The organism is Dactylosporangium sp. NPDC051541, from assembly GCF_044454505.1.
GTDB lineage: Bacteria > Actinomycetota > Actinomycetes > Mycobacteriales > Micromonosporaceae > Dactylosporangium.
This window is the reverse complement of sequence record NZ_JBITDU010000028.1, coordinates 21132-43099: the sequence shown is the minus strand read 5'-3', so window position 1 is coordinate 43099 and position 21968 is coordinate 21132. Positions and strand designations below refer to the sequence as shown.

Below are 21968 nucleotides of genomic sequence, written 5' to 3'. Positions count from 1 at the left end.
GCCGGGCTGATGTGCAGGTGAAGGTGCGTGGGTTCCGGGTCGAGCCGGCGGAGATCGAGTACGTCCTGACCGCGCATCCTGAGGTCAGTGCCGCGGTGGTGGTGGCTGACGGTCAGGATCGGCTGGTGGCTTATGTGGTCCCGGCCGGGATCGACGGTTTGCGGGAGTTGCTGCGGGAGCGGTTGCCGGAGTTCATGGTGCCGTCGGTGTTCGTCGGTTTGGACGCGTTGCCGTTGTCGCCGAACGGCAAGATTGATCGTTCGGCGTTGCCGGTCCCGGATGGTGTGCGGTCGGAGCTCGGTTTCGTGGCGCCGCGCACGACCACGGAGGAGTTGCTGGCCGGGGTCTGGGCGCAGTTGCTCGGCGTGGACCGGGTCGGCGCGTTCGACGACTTCTTCAGCCTCGGCGGGCACTCGCTGCTCGCCACGCAGGTCGTCTCGCGCATCCGGGTGGCGTTCGACGTCGAGGTACCGGTGGCGGCGATCTTCGACGCGCCGACCGTGGCCGGGCTGGCCGTCGTGCTGGCGGGCCGGGCGGGCGCGGCCGCCGTCCCGCCGATCGTCGCGGCCGGTCGGGACGGGGCGCTGCCGTTGTCGTTCGCGCAGCAGCGGCTGTGGTTCCTGGCGCAGCTGGACCCTGGATCGGCCGAGTACAACCTGCCGATGCGGATCGCGATCGACGGTTCGCTCGACGTGGACGGGCTGGCGTCGGCGCTCAGCGCGCTTGTCGAGCGGCACGAGGCGCTGCGGACCCGGCTCGTCGCCGACGCGGACGGGGTGCCGTGGCAGGTGATCGACCCGCCGGCGCCGTTCGAGCTGCCGGTGGTGGAGCTGCCAACCGATGCGACCGACGCGACCGAGGCGGCCGACGCGGTCGAGGCTTGGCTGGCGGCGGACGCGCTGGTGCCGTTCGACCTCGCGACGGGACCGCTGTTCCGGGCGACGTTGCTGCGCCTCGCCCCGGATCAGCACGTCCTGGCCCTCGCGATGCACCACGTGGTCGGCGACGAGTGGTCGGCCGGCATCCTGCAGCGGGAGCTGGACCTGCTGCTCCGTGGTGCGACGCTGCCGGCGCTTCCGGTGCAGTACGCGGACTTCGCCGTCTGGCAGCGCCAATGGCTCACGGGCGAGGTGTTGGACGGTCAAGTCGCCTACTGGTCCGATCACCTGGCCGGCGTGCCGACGCTGGAGTTGCCGACGGACCGGCCCCGCCCCGCCCAGCGCTCCACGGCCGGCGCCGACCTCGACTTCGCCATCCCAGCCGACGTCGCCGAGGCGCTCCGGTCGGTGGCGCGCGACGCCGGGGCCTCGATGTTCATGACGGTCTTCGCGGCGTTCAGTGTGCTGCTCGGGCGGTACAGCGGTCAGGACGACGTTGTGGTCGGTAGCCCGATCGCGAACCGGAACCGGGCCGAGGTCGAGGGCCTGATCGGGTTTTTCGTCAACACGCTGGTGTTGCGTACGGATTTGTCCGGTGATCCGACGTTCGGCGAGTTGTTGGGCCGGGTGCGGTCGGTGACCCTGGGCGCGTATGAGCATCAGGATGTGCCGTTCGAGCAGTTGGTCGACGAGCTGGGTGTGGAGCGGGACCGGTCGCGGACACCGCTGTTCCAGGTGCTGTTCAACTACGCGGCCGACGACTCCGGCCACCGGACCGTGGCCGAGGGCGCGTATGCGATGCCCGCCAAGGTCGACCTCTCCGTCTCGCTCGCGGAGTCCGGCGGTGAGCTGATCGGTTCGGTGCAGTACAGCACGGCGCTGTTCGACCGCGCCCGCATGGTGCGACTGGTCGGCCACTTCCGCCAGGTCCTCGCCGCGCTGGCCACGGACGCGAACCGCCGGGTGTCCCAGGTCCCGGTCCTGACTCCTGATGAGTCGGCGGCGGTGCGGGCGTGGTCGGCGCCGGCGGGTTCTGCGCTTTCGGCGTCGTCGGTGCTGGACCTGATCCCGTCGTCGTCGGATGCGCTGGCTGTTCGGTGCGGTGACACGGCGTTGACGTACGCCGACCTGTGGGATCGGTCGGGTCGTGTGGCTACCTGGCTTCGGGGAGCCGGCGTGGGTGCGGAATCGGTGGTTGGTCTGCGCCTGGGTCGAGGGGTCGACTTCGTGGTGGCGGCGTTGGCGGTGTGGCGGGCGGGTGCGGCCTATCTCCCGTTGGACCCGACGTATCCGGCGGACCGTCTCGAGTTCATGATCGCCGACTCGGGTGCGGCGCTCGTTTTGGACGCGCTGCCCGAGGAGGTGGCGCAGCGGGCAGGTGATCTGCCGGCCGTGCGGAGCGACCAGGCCGCGTACGTCATCTACACGTCGGGTTCGACCGGCCGGCCAAAGGGTGTGGTGGTGTCGCACCGCGGGGTCGTCAACCTGGCATCGCAGATGGGCCCGCACCTCGGCGCCGAGCGAGTGGTGCTGCAGTTCGCCTCGTTCAGCTTCGACGCGGCCGTGTTCGACCTTGCGGTGGTGCTCGCGGCCGGCGGCACGCTGGTCATCGCCTCGGCCGACGAGCGTTCGGATCCGCGCGCTCTGACCCAGCTGATCAACGAGGCGGGTGTGGTGGCGGCCAGTGTCGTGCCGTCCCTGCTCTCCCAGCTCGACCCGGCGGACGTGCCTGGGATGGATACGTGGGTGCTCGGCGCGGAGCTGCTCACCGAGCAGTTGGCGGCCAGATGGTCCCCGCACTTCCGAGTGGTGAACACGTACGGCCCGACCGAGGCTACGGTCATGAGCACCGCCGGCCCGGGCGTGACGATCGGTGCCCCGCTGGCGAACGTGCGTGTCCACGTGCTGGACCGATTCCTCAACCCCGTGCCGGTCGGCGTGCCCGGCGAGGCCTACATCGGCGGTGTCGGCGTGGCCCGCGGTTATACCGGCCGCGCGGAGTTGACGGCCGAGCGGTTTGTGGCGGATCCGTTCGCCGCGGACGGTTCTCGGTTGTATCGCTCCGGTGATGTGGTGCGGTGGAACGCTGGCGGGCGGCTCGAGTTTGTCGGCCGCGCGGACCGCCAGGTGAAACTGCGCGGGTTCCGGGTTGAGCTCGGTGAGGTCGAGGCCGTGCTGCGCGAGGCCGGGGCGTCCGAGGCGGTCGTGGTGGTCGATGGGCAGCGACTCGTGGCCTATGTGGTCGGCGCAGCCGACGCCGCGTTCGTGCGCCGGAGGCTGCCGGAGTACATGGTGCCGTCCGCCTTCGTCGAGCTGCCCGCGCTGCCGTTGAATCCGAACGGCAAGGTCGATCGTTCGGCGTTGCCGAAGCCGGAGTCGACGACGGTGTTTGCCGCGGCAGCTTCGCCGGTGCAGGAGGTGCTCGCTGCGATCTGGGCCGAGCTGCTCGGCGTCGAGCAGGTCGGGGTGCATGACAACTTCTTCGTGCTCGGTGGGCACTCGCTCCTGGCGACACAGGTCGTGTCGCGTATCCGCGCGGTGTTCGGTGCGGAGGTGCCGGTCGCGGCCGTGTTCGACGCGCCGACCGTCGCCGGGCTAGCCGCCGCGATCGAAGACGCGGCGCCGGGGGTGGCGGCGCCGCCGATCGTGGCCGTCGGGCGGGCGCGGGCGATCCCGCTGTCGTTCGCGCAGCAGCGGCTGTGGTTCCTGGCGCAGCTCGATCCGGAGTCGACCGAGTACAACGTGTCGACGCCGATCGAGCTCACCGGTCACGTCGAGGCGGACCGGATCGCCGCGGCGCTCAGCCGGCTGGTGGCGCGGCACGAGGTGCTGCGTACGCGGCTGGTCGCCGGCGAGGACGGGGTGCCCCGGCAGGTTATCGATCCGCCGGCGGCGTTCGAGTTGCCGGTCGTGGAGCTGCCGGCGGAGGAGCTGGAGGCGTGGCTGGCCGCGGACACGGCGGTGCCGTTCGACCTGGCCACCGGGCCGCTGTTCCGCGCGACCCTGCTCCGGTTGGCCGCCGACGAGCACGTCCTCGCCCTCACCATGCACCACGTGGTCGGCGACGAATGGTCCTCCGGTGTCGTCCAGCGCGAGCTCGACCTGCTGATCCGGGGGGAGTCGCTGCCGGAGCTGCCGATCCAGTACGCGGACTTCGCCGTCTGGCAGCGCCAATGGCTCACGGGCGAAGTCCTGGATGCTCAGGTGGCCTACTGGTCCGAGCGCCTGGCCGATGCGCCGGTGCTGGAGCTGCCGACGGATCGTCCGCGCCCGCCGGTGCGGTCGTCGGACGGTGCGATGATCGAGTTTGCGATCCCCGACGAGGTCGCGCAGCGGCTGCGGGCGCTGTCGCGCCGGTCGGGCGCGTCGATGTTCATGACGATGTTCGCTCTGTACACGATGCTGCTGTCCCGCTATTCGGGCCAGGACGACATCGTGGTGGGCACGCCCATCGCGAACCGGAACCGGGCCGAGGTCGAGGGCCTGATCGGGTACTTCGTCAACACGTTGGTCCTGCGTACGGACCTGTCCGGTGATCCGACGTTCGGCGAACTGCTGGCCCGCGTGCGGACCGAGACGTTGCAGGCGTTCGCGCATCAGGACGTGCCGTTCGAGCGTCTGGTCGACGAGTTGGTCCACGACCGCGACCGGTCCCGCAGTCCGCTGTTTCAGGTGCTGTTCAACTACTTCACGGGCCAGGACGGTCGGGCGCCGTCGGGCGAGGTGCAGGACCTGCCGGCCAAGTTCGACCTGCGCCTCATCGTGGCCGAGGACGGCCTGGGCCTGATCGGCGCGGTGCATTACGCGACGCGGTTGTTCGACGAGTCCACGATTCGCCGGCTGATCGCGCACTTCCTGGAGCTGCTCGCGGAGATCACCGAGCATGCGCACCTGTCCCAGCTGGCCCTGTCGGCCGGTTCATGGCATGAGGCACCCGCACTCCCACTGCCGTCCGTGACGGGCGTGGAGGCGCTGATCGACTACCCGGACCCGCGGGTCAACCAGCTGGCGAACTATCTGCGGTCGGTCGGCGTCGGCCCGGAGTCGGTGGTCGGCCTGGCGGTCGAGCGCGGCGACGACTTCGTGCAAGCCGTGCTGGCCGTGTGGCGGGCGGGCGGCGCCTACGTGACCCTGGACCCGTCGCTGCCGGTCCAGCGGTCCAAGTTCCAGCTCGCCGAGGCGGGTGTCTCGGTGCTCGTCGGTTCCGCCGACCTGATTGGTGATCTGCCGGTGGGTCGGCTGCGCACGGTGCTGCTGGATGATCCAATGATCGACGTCATGCCGGACACGGCTCCCCAGGTGCCCGGTCTGGCGTTGGATCGGGTCGCGTATGTGATGTTCACGTCGGGTTCGACGGGCCGCCCGAAGGCGGTTCAGGTCACCCACCGGGGGCTGCTCAATTACGTCACTACCGTGCCGGAGCGGTTGGGCATCGGCGCGCCCGGCACCACGTATGCGTTGCTGCAGCCGCCGACGACTGACTTCGGCAACACGGTGCTGTTCACCGCGCTGACCACCGGCGGCCGAGTCGTGCACGTTGACCCGGATGTGGTGGCCGGCCACGGCGCCGACTATATGAAGATCGTCCCGTCGCATCTGGCCGGCCTCCTCGAAGCGTCGCCGCTGGAGGAGCTGCTCCCGTCCCGGACGTTGGTGCTGGGTGGTGAGGCCACCCCGATCGGTCTGGCCAGGTCCCTCGTGGCCGCCGCCGGGGACCGGGTCATCGTCAACCACTACGGCCCGACCGAGACCACGGTCGGGGTGGCGACGGTTCGGCTCAGCGACGCGGTGCTCGACGATGTGGTGGTCCCGATCGGTGCGCCGCTGCCGAACGTTCGGCTGTATGTGTTGGACCGGTCGCTGCGTGAGGTCCCGGCCGGGGTGCACGGCGAGCTCTACGTCGGGGGCGCGGCCCTGGCTCGGGGCTATCGGGGCCGGCCGGAGTTGACCGCTGAACGGTTCGTGGCTGATCCGTTCGCCCCGGGTGGACGGTTGTATCGGACCGGTGACGTGGTCAAGCGCCGTCCGGACGGGTTGATTTCGTTCCTCGGGCGGGCGGATGATCAGGTCAAGGTTCGTGGGTATCGGATTGAGCCGGCCGAGATTCAGGCTGCTCTGTTGACCCATCCGGCCGTCAGCGGCGCGGTGATTGTCGCCGACCACGAGCGGCTGATTGCCTACCTGGTGGCTGAGGACGGGATCCCGTCGGTCACACAGTTGCGGAGCTTCCTGGGGGAGCGGCTGCCGGAGTTCATGATCCCGGCGGTGTTTGTCGAACTGGCCGCGATTCCGCTGACGGGTAACGGCAAGGTCAATCGTTCGGCGTTGCCGGCCCCGGATCAGGCGCGGCCCGAGCTCGACGCCACATACCAGGCGCCGCAGACACCCACCCAGGAAATCCTTGCCGACATCTGGGCCGACATCCTGGGCATCGACCGGGTCGGCGTACACGACAACTTCTTCGAACTCGGCGGGCACTCGCTGCTCGCCACCCAGGTGATCTCCCGCATTCGGGCCGCGTTCGACGTCGAGCTGCCCGTCGCGGCGCTGTTCGATGCGCCGTCCGTCGGCGCGCTCGCCAGCGTCATTGAGGGCGCTGCGACCGGCACCGGCGCGCCGCCCGTCGTCGCCGTCGACCGCGGCCAGAAGCTGCCGCTGTCGTTCGCGCAGCAGCGGCTGTGGTTCCTGGCGCAGCTGGAGCCGGAGTCGACGGAGTACAACACGCCGGTCGCGATCACGTTCACCGGCGAACTCGACGTGGCCGCCCTGGCCGCGGCCCTGGGCGCGCTCGTGGCGCGGCACGAGGTCCTGCGCACCCGGCTCGTCGCCGACGAGGACGGCGTGCCGTGGCAGGTGATCGACCCGCCCGCCCCGTTCGACCTGCCCATTGTGGACATCGCGGCCGAGGACGTGGCCGGGTGGCTCGCGGCCGACGCGGCCGTGCCGTTCGACCTCGCGACCGGGCCGCTGTTCCGGGCCACCCTGCTGCGGATCGCGCCGGACGAGCACGTGCTCGCCATCGCCAAGCACCATGTCGTCAGCGACGAGTGGTCGACGCCGATCCTGCACCGGGAGCTCGACGCGCTCTACGCCGGCGATCGGGCGCTGCCGGAGCTGCCGGTGCAGTACGCCGACTTCGCCGCCTGGCAGCGCGCCTGGCTCACCGGCGACGTCCTGGACGGGCAGATCAGCTACTGGCGCGACCGGCTCACCGGCGCGCCGAGGCTGGAGCTGCCGATCGACCGCACCCGGCCGGCCGTGCGGTCGAACGCCGGGGCCGCCCTCGACTTCACCGTCCCGGCCCACGTGGCCGACGGGCTGCGGAGACTGTCGCGCGAGTCCGGCGTGTCGCTGTTCATGACGTTGTACGCCGCCTTCGCTGCCCTGCTGGGCCGCTGGACCGGGCAGGAGGAAATCGTCGTCGGTACCCCCGTGGCGAACCGCAACCGGGCGGAGATCGAAGACCTGATCGGGTACTTCGTCAACACCATCGTGCTGCGCACCGACCTGTCCGGTGATCCAACGTTCGGCGAACTGCTGCGCCGCGTTCGGGCGGAGACGCTGCAGGCGTTCGCGCACCAGGACGTGCCGTTCGAGCAGCTGGTCGACGAGCTCGGCGTGGTCCGCGACCGGTCCCGCACCCCGCTGTTCCAGGTGCTGTTCCTGTACCTGAGCGCCGAGGACGGAGCCGGTGCGTCACCCCACGGCGAGGCCCGGTCGGCGAAGGCGCTGTTCGACCTGACGCTGTCCATCGGCGAACGCGACGGCGGCCTCGCCGGCGGCCTCGAGTTCGCCACCGCGCTGTTCGACGAGTCGACCATCCGGCGCCTGCTCGGCCACCTGGAGGTGCTGCTGGAGGCGGTCGCGGCCGATGCCGGCCGGCCGCTGTCGGCGCTGCCGGTGCTCACCGCGGCGGAGGCGGCAGCGGTGCGGGACTGGTCCGACGGCGGGCCGGTGCCGCTGTCCGGCGGCGGGGTGCACGAGCTGATCGCGGCGGCGGCCGACCCGGCCGCGACCGCCGTCGTCGCCGCCGACACGACGCTGACCTACGCCGAGCTGTTCGAGCGGGCCGACCGGCTGGCGCAGTACCTGCGCGGGCTCGGCGTCGGGCCCGGCGCGATCGTGGGCCTGTCCCTGCCCCGCGGGGTCGGGCTGGTCGCCGCGGTGCTGGCCGTCTGGCGGGCCGGCGCGGCCTACCTGGCGCTCGACCCGGCGTACCCGAGGGACCGCCTCACCTTCATGCTCGCCGACGGCGGCGTGTCGGTGCTGGTCGCCGACCGCGCCCTGGCCGGTGGCCTGTCCGGCACGGTGCCGGCGGTGTGGCTGGACGACCCGGAGGTCGCCGCCGCGATCGCCGCCTGCCCGGCCGTCGACCCGCGGGTGCCGGTCCCCTCGGCTGCGCCCGCCGCGGTCATCTACACGTCAGGCTCGACCGGCCGGCCCAAGGGCAGCCTGGTGCCGCACGAGTCGCTGCACGCCGTCCTCGAGGGCTGGGCCCGCGCCCACATGCCCGGCCGGCGCGGGCTGCGGTGGCTGTCGCTGGCCAGCGCGAGCTTCGACGTGTTCACCGGCGACGTGGTGCGCTCGCTGGGTCTGGGCGGCACGCTGGTGCTCGGCGAGCCGGGCGCCCAGCTGGAGCCGGCCGGGTTCGCCGCGCTGCTGGCCGAGGCCGAGATCGAGGCGCTGGAGAGCACGCCGCGGTACGTCGACGCGCTCGTCGAACACCTCGTGAGCACCGGCCGGTCGCTGCCGGCGCTGCGGGTGCTGATCGTGACCGTCGAGGTGTGGCGCAGCGCCGCCGCGGCCCGGGCCCGCCGGGTACTCGGCGACCGGGTGCGGCTGCTGACCGTCTACGGCGTGACCGAGGCCGCCATCGACTCGACGTTCGGCGTGGTCGGCGACATGACGCTGGCCGAGGACGGCCCGGTGCCGATCGGCGTCCCGCTGCCCGGGATGCGCGTGCACCTGCTCGACCGGTGGCTGCGTCCGGTGCCGGCCGGCGTCGTCGGCGAGTTGTTCATCGGCGGACCCGGCGTGACGCTGGGCTATCGCGGGCGGCCCGAGCTGACCGCCGAACGGTTCGTCGCGGACGGATTCGCCGGCGATGGTTCGCGGTTGTACCGCACCGGCGACCTCGGCCGCTGGACCCCCGACGGCCAGATCGAGTTCCTGGGCCGGGCCGACGTGCAGGTGAAGGTGCGCGGCTTCCGCATCGAGCCCGGCGAGGTCGAGTACGCCCTGGCCGAGCACCCCGCCGTCGCCTCGGCGGTCGTGGTCGCCGACGCGCGGGAGCGGCTGGTCGCCTACCTCGTCCCGGCGGACCCGGCGGTCGGCGTTCCCGACGCCGATGAGCTGCGGGCCGGGCTGCTGGGCCGGCTGCCGGAGTTCATGGTGCCGACGCTCTACGTCGAGCTGGCCTCCTTCCCGCTCTCGCCCAACGGCAAGATCGACCGGTCCGCGCTGCCGGCCCCGGACGACGCCCGGCCGCAGCTGCAGGGCGCCTACGCCCCGCCGGCCACGCCCAGCCAGGAGCGGCTCGCCGAGATCTGGTCCGGGCTGCTCGGCCTGACCCGCGTCGGCGTGCACGACGACTTCTTCACCCTGGGCGGGCACTCGCTGCTGGCCACCCAGGTCGTGTCCCGCATCCGGATCGCGTTCGGCGTGGAGGTACCGGTGGCGGCGCTCTTCGACGCGCCGACCATCGCCGGCCTCGCCACCGTCGTGGAGGCCGCGGCGCCCGCCCGAGCCGCACCGCCGATCGTCCCCGTGGACCGCGGCGGCGACCTGCCGCTGTCGTTCGCGCAGCAGCGGCTATGGTTCCTGGCCCAGCTCGACCCGGGCTCGGTGGAGTACAACACACCGGCCGCGATGCGTCTGACCGGCGACGTGGACCGGGCGGCGCTGGCCGCGGCGCTGAGCGGGCTGGTGGCCCGGCACGAGGTGCTGCGCACCCGGCTGGTCGCCGGCGCGGACGGCGTGCCACGGCAGGTGATCGACCCGCCGGCCCCGTTCGACCTGCCGCTGGTCGACCTGTCCGGGGCCGCGGACCCGGCCGCGGCCGCCGACGCGTGGCTGGCCGCGGACGCGGTGGTGCCGTTCGACCTGGCCGCCGGGCCGCTGTTCCGGGCCACGCTGCTGCGCCTCGGCGCCGGCGAGCACGCACTGGCGCTGGCGATGCACCACGTCGTCGGCGACGAGTGGTCGGCCGGCATCCTGCGCCGTGAGCTCGACGCGCTCTACGCCGCGGCCCAGGCGGGGACGCCGGCGGATCTGCCGTCGCTGCCGGTGCAGTACGCCGACTTCGCCGCCTGGCAGCGGCGGTGGCTGACCGGCGACGTCCTCGACGCGCAGCTGCGGTACTGGCGTGACCGCCTCGACGGCGTGCCGGCGCTCGAGCTGCCGACCGACCGGCCGCGCCCGGCGCAGCGCTCCAACGCCGGCGCGGCCCGCCGGTTCACGGTGCCGCCGGGCGTCACCGACGGGCTGCGGGCCATCGCCCGCGACGCCGGCGCCTCGATGTTCATGACGCTCTACACCGCGTTCACGGCGCTCCTCGCCCGGTACAGCGGCCAGGACGACATCGTCGTGGGCACCCCGATCGCCAACCGCACGCGGGCCGAGATCGAGGGGCTCATCGGGTACTTCGTCAACACCCTCGTGCTGCGCACCGACGCGTCCGGCGACCCGGCCTTCACCGAGCTGCTCGACCGGGTCCGGGCCGGCACCCTCGCCGCCTACGAGCATCAGGACCTGCCGTTCGAGCGGCTCGTCGACGAGTTGGACGTGCCGCGCGACCTGTCCCGCAACCCGCTGTTCCAGGTGCTGTTCAGCTACGAGACGGCCGCCGACGGGCCGCTGGCCCGGCCGGAGGAGACGGACGACACCGGACCGGAGCCCAAGGCGCTGCCGATCGATCTGGCCCTCCTGCTCGTCGAGACCGAGGGCGGACTCGAGGCGTCGGTGCGGTACAGCACGATGCTCTTCGACGATGACCGGATCGTGCGCCTCATCGGGCACCTGCAGCAGCTGCTGGCCGCGGTGGCGGCCGACCGCGGGCGGCGCCTGTCCGAGCTGCCGCTCGTCACCGCGGCCGAGCGCACCGCGCTGCGGGCCTGGGGCACCGGCGGCGACGCCGACGTCAGCGGACTGCCCCTCGCCCCGGCGCTGATCACCGCGCGGGCGGCCGAGTCGCCGGCCGCGGAGGCGCTGCGGTTCGGCGCCGTTCGGTGGTCCTACGCCGAGCTGGCCGAGCGGGCCGGGCGCACCGCCGGCCGGCTGCACGCCCTCGGCGTCGGGCCGGAGACGGTCGTCGGGCTGTGCCTGCCCCGCGGCCTGGACTTCGTGGCCACCGCGCTGGCCGTCTGGTGGGCCGGCGGCGCCTTCCTGCCGCTGGACCCGGGGTACCCGGCCGACCGGCTGGCGTACATGGCCACCGACGGCGGGGCCGCGCTGGTGCTCGGCCACCCAGAGGCCGCGGCCGAGCTGGCGGCGTCCGGCGTGGCCGTCACCTGGCTCGACGAGCTCGACGAGCTGGAGCCGGCCCCGGGCCAGCCCCCGGCCCCACAGCCCGACCAGGCCGCCTACGTCACCTACACCTCCGGCTCGACCGGCCGGCCGAAGGGCGTCCTGCTCACCCACCGCGGGCTGGTGAACATGATGCTCTGCCAGGTCGACTTCTTCGGGGAAGAGGCTCATCCGGCGGTACTGCAGCTGGCCTCCTTCGGCTTCGACGCCTTCGTGTTCGACGTCTGCCTGGCGCTGGCCTTCGGCGGGCGGCTGGTCGTCGCCGACGAGGCCGACCGCACCGACCTCGCCCGGCTGACCGCGCTCGTGCGCGACGCCGGCGTCGACGTGGCCACCATGCCCCCGTCGCTGCTGGCCGTGCTCGACCCCGCCGACGTCGGCGGCCTGTCGACAATCATCAGCGCGGGCGAGCGGCTCGACCCGACCGTCGCCGCGGTCTGGGCACCCCGGCTCCGGCTGATGAACGGCTACGGACCCACCGAGAACACGGTCGCCACCTGCGCGGCCCTGGTCACCGACGAGCCGGGGCGCCCGCCGATCGGCCGGCCGCTGGGCCGCGCCCGGCTGCTGGTGCTCGACGGCTCGCTCAACGAGGTGCCCGCCGGCGTCTCCGGCGAGCTGTTCCTCGGCGGCCCCGGCCTCGCCCGCGGCTACCGCGGCCGGCCCGACCTCACCGCCGAGCGGTTCGTGGCCGACCCCTTCGCGTCCGACGGCACCCGGCTGTACCGCACCGGCGACGTGGTCCGGTGGCGCGCCGACGGCCTGCTGGAGTACATCGGACGCAGCGACGAACAGGTGAAGGTGCGCGGCTTCCGCATCGAGCCGGCCGAGGTGGCCACCGTGCTGCGGGCCCACCCGGGCCTCGCCGACGCCTGCGTCGTGGCCGACGGCGACGACGCCGACCGGCGCCTGGTCGCCTACGTCGTGCCGGCCGACCCGGAGGCGGGCGCCCCGGCGGCGCAGCGGCTGCGCGACTGGGCCGGCGAGCGGCTGCCCGAGTACATGGTCCCGGCAGTGTTCGTCGAACTGACCGCGCTGCCGCTGAACCGCAACGGCAAGGTCGACCGGGCCGCGCTGCCGGCCCCCGACACCGGGCGGCTGGCCCGGCCCGACGAGTTCGTGGCGCCCTCCGGTGACGTGCAGGAGCGGCTCGCCGCGATCTGGGCCGAGGTGCTCGGGGTGGAGGGCGTCGGTGCGGCCGACGACTTCTTCGCCCTGGGCGGGCACTCGCTGCTGGCCACCCAGGTGGTCTCGCGGATCCGGGTGGCGTTCGGGCTCGAGGTCCCCGTCGCGGCGCTGTTCGCCGCGCCGACCGTCGCCGGGCTCGCCGCCGCGCTGGACGCCCTCGCCTCGGCCGCCACCCCGCCGATCGCCCCGGTGCGCCGGGACGAGCCGCTGCCGCTGTCGTTCGGGCAGCAGCGGCTGTGGTTCCTGGCCCAGCTGGAGCCGGACTCGGTGGAGTACAACACCCCCATGTCGATCCGGCTCACCGGCGAGCTCGACGAGCCGGCCCTGGTGGCCGCGCTGAGCGGGCTGGTGGCGCGGCACGAGGTGCTGCGCACCCGGCTGGTCGCCGACGCCGACGGCGTGCCCTGGCAGGTGATCGACCCGCCGGCCCGGTTCCGGCTGTCCACGGTGGACGTCTCGGGCGAGCCCGACCCGCACGCGGCCGCGGCGCAGTGGCAGGCCGCGGACGCGCTCGTGCCGTTCGACATGGCCGCCGGGCCGCTGTTCCGGGCCACACTCGTGCGGATCGGTCCCGGCGAGGCGGTGCTGGAGCTCGGCATGCACCACGTCGTGGGCGACGAATGGTCGGCCTCCATCCTGGACCGTGAGCTGGGTGCCCTGTACGCGGCCGCGCTCGAGGGCGTCGAGCCGGACCTGCCCGCCCTGCCGGTGCAGTACGCCGACTTCGCCGCCTGGCAGCGCCGCTGGCTCACCGGCGAGGTCCTGCAGGCGCAGGTCGGCTACTGGCGCGAGCGACTCGACGGCGTGGCGACGCTGGAGCTGCCCACCGACCGGCCCCGGCCGGCCGTGCGCTCCGCCGACGGCGCCCTGGTCGAGTTCACGGTGCCGGCCGCGGTCGCCGACGGCCTGCGGGCGCTGGCCCGCGACGCCGGCGTGTCCATGTTCATGACCGTGTTCGCGGTATTCAACACCCTGCTGGGCCGGTACGCCGGCCAGGACGACATCGTGGTGGGCACCCCGATCGCCAACCGGAACCGGGCCGAGACCGAGGGCCTCATCGGCTTCTTCATCAACACCCTGGTGCTGCGCACCGACCTGTCCGGCGACCCGGCCTTCACCGAGCTGCTCGACCGGGTCCGCGCCGCCACCCTCACCGCCTACGAGCACCAGGACGTGCCGTTCGAACAGCTCGTCGACGAGCTCGGCGTGGTGCGCGACCGGTCCCGCAGCCCGCTGTTCCAGGTGCTGTTCAACTACTTCACCGAGACCGGCGGCGGCGGCGACACCGCCGGCGGGTCCGCCGACGTCCAGGTGCCCGGCGGGGTAGACCTGCGCTTCATCCTGGCCGAGCGCGGGGGCGCGCTGGCCGGCAAGGTGCAGTACAGCCCGGCGCTGTTCGACCGGGACCGGATCGAGCGGCTGGCCGCGCACTTCGCCGCCCTGACCGCGGCGGTGCTCGCCGATCCTCGAGCCCCATTGTCGGTACTGCCGATGCTGAGCGAACCGGAGAACGCCGCGCTGGCGTCGTGGTCCGACGGCGGCACCGCCCCCGAAGGACTCGTGCCCGACCTCATCGGCGCGTGGGCCGCACAGACGCCGGACGCGGAGGCCGTCCGGTTCGGGGCCGAGTCGCTGTCCTACGCCGAGCTGTGGCGGCGGGCGTCGCGGCTCGCGTGGTACCTGCGCGCGACCGGCGTCGGGCCGGAGATCGTCGTGGGCGTGTGTCTGCCGCGTGGGCCCGAGTTCGCCTGGACGGTGCTCGCGGTGTGGCTGGCCGGCGGCGCCTACCTCCCGCTCGACCCCGGCTACCCGGTGGAGCGGCTGGCCACGATGCTCGCCGACGGCGGGGTCGAGGTGCTCGTCGGCGTCGAGGAGACCATCGACAACCTGCCGGTCGGCCGGGTCCGCACGGTGGCGCTGGACGACCGCGGCGTGGCGGCGCTGGTTGCCGCCCAGCCGGCCGACCCGCCGCCGGCCGCGCCGCACCCCGACCAGGCCGCCTACGTCATCTTCACGTCCGGCTCGACCGGCCGCCCCAAGGGCGTGGTGGTGCCGCACCGTGGCCTCGCCGGGCTGGTCGCCGGGCAGCTGGACCTGTTCGGCATCGGCGCCGGCACCGGGGTGCTGCAGTTCGCGTCGTTCGGCTTCGACGCGTCGGTGTCCGAGCTGTGCGTGACCCTGGCCGGCGGCGGCCGGCTCGTCGTGGCCGGCGAGGAGCACCGCGCCGACCCGGCCGCCCTGGCCGCGCTGATCCGGGCGTCCGGCGTCGCCGTGGCCACCCTGCCGCCGTCGCTGCTGGCCGTGCTGCGCCCCGCCGACCTGGCCGGGATCGCCACCGTGGTCAGCGCCGGGGAGCGGCTCGACGGCGAACTGGCCGCGGCCTGGGCGGCGCCGGTCCGGCTGGTCAACGCCTACGGGCCGACCGAGGCGACGGTGTGCGCCACCGGCGGCGCGGTGCCGGTCGGAGCGGCCGTGCCGTCGATCGGCGCGCCCATCACCGGCGCCCGCGTGCACCTGCTCGACCGCTTCCTGCGGCCGGTGCCGGTCGGGGTGGCCGGCGAGCTGTACATCGGCGGCACCGGCGTCGCCCGCGGCTACGCCGGCCGGCCCGAGCTGACTGCCGAGCGCTTCGTCGCCGACCCGCTGGCCGGCGACGGCGCCCGGCTGTACCGCACCGGCGACCGCGCCCGGTGGCGCGGCGACGGCCGGATCGAGTACCTGGGCCGGGCCGACACCCAGCTCAAGGTGCGTGGCTTCCGCATCGAGCCGGGCGAGGTGGAGGCGGCCCTGCGCGGGCACCCGGCGATCGGCGACGCCGTCGTGGTCGCCGCCGGCGAGGAGCCGGACCGCCGCCTCGCCGCCTACCTGGTCCCCGCCGACGCCGGGCACGGGGTGCCGGGCGTGGACGAGCTGCGGCGCTGGCTGGGCGCGCGGCTGCCGGAGTACCTGGTGCCGGCGCTCTTCGTCGAGCTGGCGACGCTGCCGGTGAACCGCAGCGGTAAGGTCGACCGGGCGGCGCTGCCCGCCGCCGGCGGCGCCCGGCTGCGGCCCGGCGACGGGTACGTGCCGCCGGCCGGCCCCGTCCAGGAGACCCTCGCGACGGTCTGGGCCGAGGTGCTGGGGGCGGAGCGGGTCGGGGTACACGACAACTTCTTCGAACTTGGCGGGCACTCCCTGCTCGCCACGCGCGTCATGTCGCGGATCCGGGCCGCGTTCGGCGTCGAGCTGCCGGTCTCGGCGCTGTTCGACGCCCCGACGATCGCCGGGGTCGCCGCGGCGGTAGCTGTCGCCACAGCCGTCGTCGCCGCGCCGCCGATCGCGCCGGTGGACCGGGACCGGCCGCTGCCGCTGTCGTTCGCCCAGCAGCGGCTGTGGTTCCTGGCCGAGCTGGACCCGGCCTCGGCGGAGTACAACGTGCCGATGCGGATCGGGCTGCGCGGCGCCCTCGACCCGACGGCGCTGGCGGCCGCCCTCGAGGGCCTGGTGGCCCGGCACGAGGTGCTGCGGACCCGGCTCGTGGCCGGCCCGGCCGGCGACCCGGTGCAGGTGATCGACCCGCCGGCGCCGTTCGAGCTGTCCATCGTGGACCTGTCCGGCGATGATGACCCCAACGCGGCCGGCGCGTGGCTGGCCCGCGACGCGGCGCGGCCGTTCGACCTCGCCACCGGCCCGCTGTTCCGGGCCACGCTGCTGCGCCTCCGCGACGACGAGCACATCCTCGCCATCGCCATGCACCACGTCGTCTGTGACGAGTGGTCGACCGGCATCCTGCGCCGCGAGCTGGCCGCGCTGTACGCGGGGGAGGAGCTTCCGCCGCTTCCCGTGCAGTACGTCGACTTCGCGCTCTGGCAGCGGGAGTGGCTGACCGGACCGGTCCTCGACGAGCAGGTGACCTACTGGTCCGACCACCTGGCCGGTGCGCCGGTGCTGGAGCTGCCGACGGACCGGCCACGCCCGCCGGTGCGCTCCTCGGACGGAGCGTCGATCGGCTTTGTCGTCCCGGCCGAGGTTGTCGAGGGCCTGCGCGCGCTGTCCCGCGACGCCGGCGCCTCGATGTTCATGACGCTCTTTGCCGCGTTCGGGGCGCTGGTCGGGCGGTACACCGGCCAGACCGACATCGTCGTCGGCACACCCATCGCCAACCGGAACCGGTCCGAGATCGAGGGCCTGATCGGGTACTTCGTCAATACCTTGGTCCTGCGCACTGACCTGTCCGATGATCCGACGTTCGGCGAACTGCTGGGGCGGGTGCGGTCGGAGACCCTGGCGGCCTATGCCCATCAGGATGTGCCGTTCGAGCATCTGGTCGACGCGCTCGGGGTGGAGCGGGACCGGTCGCGGACGCCGCTGTTCCAGGTGCTGTTCAACCACGTGGTGGAGGATGGGGAGGCGGGTGACGAGGCCGGGGAGCGCCTGGCCATGTCGGTCAAGTACGACCTGTCCGTGGTCATGGCCGAGGTGGGCGGGGCCGTCACGGGTTCGGTGCAATTCAGCACGGTGCTGTTCGAGGACGCGACGATCGTTCGTCTCATCTCACACCTCCAGCGCGTGCTGGCGGTTGTGGCTTCGGACTCGGGCCGGCGCTTGTCGCAAGTGCCCTTGGAGACGTCCGCGTGGGGTGACGGTGGGCCGGCGGCTCCGTGGCGCGGCTCGGTGGTGGACCTGATCGCCGCGCGGGTGGCTGAAACGCCGGACGCGGTCGCGGTGGTTGCTGGTGACGAATCGCTGTCGTATGCGGGCCTGTGGCGCCGCTCGGGCGCGCTGGCCGGTCGGCTCGATCCGGAGTCGGTGGTGGCTTTGCGCCTGGGTCGTGGTGTGGAGTTCGTCATTGCCGCGTTGGCGGTGTGGCGGGCTGGTGGGGCGTATCTGCCGTTGGATCCGGAGTTGCCGGACGAGCGGCTCGCCTACATCTTGGCGGACAGCGGTGCCCTGCCCTTGCAGGAGGCGCCGTGTGTGCCGGCGGCAACCCGCCCGGGCCAGGCGGCGTACGTGATGTACACGTCGGGTTCGACGGGTCGCCCGAAGGGTGTCGTGGTCTCCCACGGCAACCTGGTGTCGTTCCTGGCGGCGATGGCCCAGCGTCCGGGGTTGTCGGCCGAGGATGTGGTCCTGGCGGTGACGACGTTCGGGTTTGACATTGCGGGGCTGGAGTTGTGGCTGCCGCTGGTGGTTGGTGGGCGGGTGGTGATCGCGGATGAGGCGGCGACGCGTTCGCCGCGGTTGTTGGCGGGGTTGATGGAGTCGGTGTCGGTGATGCAGGCGACGCCGGCGACGTGGCAGATGCTGGTCGAGGACGGCTGGACGGGTTCTGACCGGCTGCGGGTGTTGTGTGGTGGTGAGGCGCTGCCCGTTACGTTGGCCGGGGCGTTGCTCGAGCGGGCCGGTGCCGTCTGGAACATGTATGGGCCGACGGAAACGACGATCTGGTCAGCCGTCGATGAGGTAACGGCCAGCGGCCGGATCACGTTGGGATCGCCGATCGCTGGGACGCGCTGGTATGTGCTCGATCGTTGCCTGAATCAGGTGCCCACCGGCGCCGTCGGTGAGTTGTTCATCGGGGGTGCCGGTGTTGCACGGGGGTACTTGGGGCGTCCGGAGCTGACGGCGGAGCGGTTCGTCGCCGATCCGTTTGGGCCGGCTGGGTCGCGGTTGTATCGGACCGGGGACCTGGTGCGCTGGGCCGCAGATGGGCGGCCTGAGTATCTGGGCCGGGCTGACTTCCAGGTGAAGGTGCGCGGGTTCCGGATCGAGCTCGGTGAGGTCGAGGCCGTGTTGCGGGAGGCGGGGGCGTCGGCGGCGGTGGTGACCGTGGATGGTCAGTCGCGGCTGATCGCCTATGTGGTCGGCGTGGTGAATGTGGGGCTGGTGCGGGAGCGGTTGCCGCAGTACATGGTGCCGGGTGTGTTCGTGGAGTTGACCGCGCTGCCGTTGAACGTCAATGGCAAGGTCGATCGGCGGGCGCTGCCGGCGGTCGACGTGGTGGCCGGGGCGGAGTTCGTGGCCCCGCGGACGCCCGTGGAGGAGCTGATCGCCGACGTCTGGGCCGACGTGCTCGGCGTCGAACGGGTCGGGGTGCATGACGAGTTCTTCGCGCTCGGCGGACACTCGCTGCTGGCCACGCGGGTGGTGTCGCGGCTGCGGGCGGTGTTCGGGGTTGAGGTGCCGGTCTCGGCGGTGTTCGACGCGCCGACGGTGGCCGGGCTGGCGGCCGCGGTCGAGGGCACCTCGCCGGGTGTCGCCGCGCCGGCGATCGTGCCGGTGGACCGGAGCCAGCGGCTACCGTTGTCGTTCGGGCAGCAGCGCCTGTGGTTCCTGGCCCAGCTGGAGCCGGAGTCGGCGGAGTACAACCTGCGGACGATGATCCGGCTGCGGGGCGACGTCGACCGCACGGCGCTGGCCGCCGCGCTCGACGGCCTCGTCACGCGCCACGAGGTGCTGCGGACCCGGCTCGTGGCCGACGCCGACGGCGCTCCCCACCAGGTCATCGACCAGCCGGCTCCGGTCGACCTGCCGCTGGTCCTGCTACCGGCGGCCTCGGGCACGGAAGCGGAGCAGCCGGTCGACCTGCCGCTGGACGTGTCGCCGGCTACGGGGTCGGCGGTTGATGGTGTGGATGCACCATCGGCCGCGGACGCTGCGGAGGCCTGGCTGGCCGGTGACGCGGTGGTGCCGTTCGACCTCACCGCCGGGCCGTTGTTCCGGGCGGCCCTGCTGCGCCTCGCCGACGACGACCACCTGCTGGTGCTGTCGATGCACCACATCGTGAGCGACGAGTGGTCGGGCGAGATCGTGCAGCGCGAGCTCGAGGCCCTGTACGCGGCGGCCCGCGAGGGCGTCGAGCCGGACCTGGCGCCGCTCCCCGTCCAGTACGCGGACTTTGCTGCCTGGCAGCGCCGATGGCTCCAGGGCGAGGTCCTCGAGACCCAGCTGACCTACTGGCTGGACCGCCTCGCCGATGCCCCGGTGCTGGAACTGCCCACCGACCACCCACGCCCACCGGTCCGCTCCGCGGACGGCGCGATGATCGACTTCGCTATCCCGGCCGGCATCGCCCAACGGCTGCGCTCGCTCTCGCGCGAGTCGGGGGCGTCGATGTTCATGACAATGTTTGCCCTCTACGTCCTCCTCCTTTCCCGGTATTCGGGCCAGGAAGACGTCGTCGTCGGCACCCCGATCGCCAACCGGAACCGTTCGGAGATCGAGGGCCTGATCGGCTACTTCGTCAACACCCTGGTCCTGCGCACCGACCTGTCCGGTGACCCGACGTTCGGCGAACTGCTGGCCCGCGTGCGGACCGAGACCCTCCAGGCGTTCGCGCATCAGGACGTGCCCTTCGAGCGTCTGGTCGACGAACTGGTCCAGGACCGCGACCGGTCCCGTACCCCGCTGTTCCAGGTGCTGTTCAACTACTTCACGGCCCAGGCGGACCCGGAACCGGCCGGCGAGGTGCAGGCCGCGCTGGCCAAGTTCGACCTGCGACTGATCGTGGCGGAGAGCGGCCCCGGGCTGGTCGGCGCGGTCCACTACGCGACGCGGTTGTTCGACGAGGCGACGATCCGCCGTTTGATCGCCCACTTCCTGGAGCTGGTGTCCGCGGTCGCCGAAGACCCGACCGTGCCGCTGTCGCGGATGGCGCTCTCGGCGGGCTCCTGGCATGAGGCGCCGGCGCTGGAACTGCCGGCGGTGTCGGGCGTGGATGCGCTGATCGACTTCCCGGACCCGCGGGTCAACCAACTGGCCAACTGTCTGCGGTCGGTCGGTGTGGGCCCGGAGTCGGTGGTCGGCCTGGCGGTCGAGCGTGGCGACGATTTTGTGCGTGCGGTGCTGGCGGTGTGGCGGGCGGGCGGCGCGTACGTGACCTTGGACCCGTCGTTGCCGGTGCAGCGGTCGAAGTTCCAGTTGGCCGAGGCGGGCGTCTCGGTCCTGGTTGGTTCCGCCGAGCTGATCGGTGATCTGCCGGTCGGTCGGCTGCGCACGGTCCTGCTGGATGATCCAATGATCGACGCGATGCCGGACACGGCCCCCCAGGTGCCCGGTCTGGCGTTGGACCGGGTCGCGTATGTGATGTTCACGTCGGGTTCGACGGGCCGCCCGAAGGCGGTCCAGGTCACGCACCGCGGGCTGCTCAACTACATCACCACCGTGCCGGAGCGGTTGGGCATCGGCGCAGCCGGCGCCACCTACGCGCTGCTGCAGCCACCGACGACCGACTTCGGCAACACGGTGCTGTTCACCGCGCTCACGACTGGCGGCCGCCTGCTCTACCTCGACCCTGACGATGTGGCCGGCCACGACGCCGACTACATGAAGATCGTCCCGTCCCATCTGGCCAGCTTGCTAGAGGCCGCGCCGTTGGAGGAGTTGCTGCCGTCGCGGACGCTGGTGCTGGGTGGTGAGGCGACGCCGATTGGTCTGGCCAGATCCCTCGTGGCCGCCGCCGGGGACCGGGTCATCGCCAACCACTACGGCCCGACCGAAACGACGATCGGCGTGGCGACGGTTCGGCTCAGCGACGCTGTGCTCGACGATGTGGTGGTCCCGATCGGTGCACCACTGCCGAACGTTCGGCTGTATGTGTTGGATCGGTCGCTGCGTGAGGTGCCCGTCGGGGTGCACGGCGAGCTGTATGTCGGTGGGGCGGCGCTGGCCCGGGGCTATCGAGGTCGGCCGGAGTTGACCGGCGAACGGTTTGTGGCTGATCCGTTCACGCCGGGTGGACGGTTGTATCGGACCGGTGACGTGGTGAAGCGCCGTCCGGACGGGTTGATCTCGTTCCTCGGCCGGGCGGATGATCAGGTCAAGGTTCGTGGGTATCGGATTGAGCCGGCGGAGATTCAGGCCGCTCTGCTGACCCATCCGGCCGTCAGCGGCGCGGTGATCGTCGCCGACGGTGGGCGGCTGATTGCCTACCTGGTGGCCGAGGATGGGATGCCGTCGGTCACACAGTTGCGGAGCTTCTTGGGGGAGCGGCTGCCGGAGTTCATGATTCCGGCCTTGTTCGTCGAACTGGCCGCGATCCCGTTGACCGGCAACGGTAAGGTCGATCGTTCGGCGTTGCCGGCGCCGGATCAGTCGCGGCCGGAGCTTGAGGACGCGTTCGTCGCGCCGCAGACGCCCACGCAGGAGGTCCTCGCCGGGATCTGGGGCGACGTCCTCGGCGTCGACCGGGTCGGCATCCACGACAACTTCTTCGAGCTCGGCGGATACTCGCTACTCGCCACGCAGGTGGTCTCGCGGATCCGGGATGCGTTCGGGGTCGAACTGTCGGTGGCGGCACTGTTCGACGCGCCGTCCGTTGCCGCTCTCGCGGTCGTGGTCATGCGGGCCGCGGTCGGAGTGGACGGAGCCGACGGCGACTTCGAGGAGTTCGAGCTCTGA

Annotated in this window: 1 protein-coding gene (only partly in view); it reads left to right on the top strand. The window is 72.7% G+C overall.

The window, feature by feature from the left end; genetic code table 11:
- Positions 1 to 21968, top strand: the 3' end of a protein-coding gene (locus ACIA8L_RS53725) for a non-ribosomal peptide synthase/polyketide synthase (protein WP_395917635.1). Its footprint begins 38479 nt before the window's first position; the window shows 21968 of its 60447 coding nt (coding positions 38480–60447); its start codon lies beyond the left edge, outside the window; its stop codon occupies positions 21966 to 21968.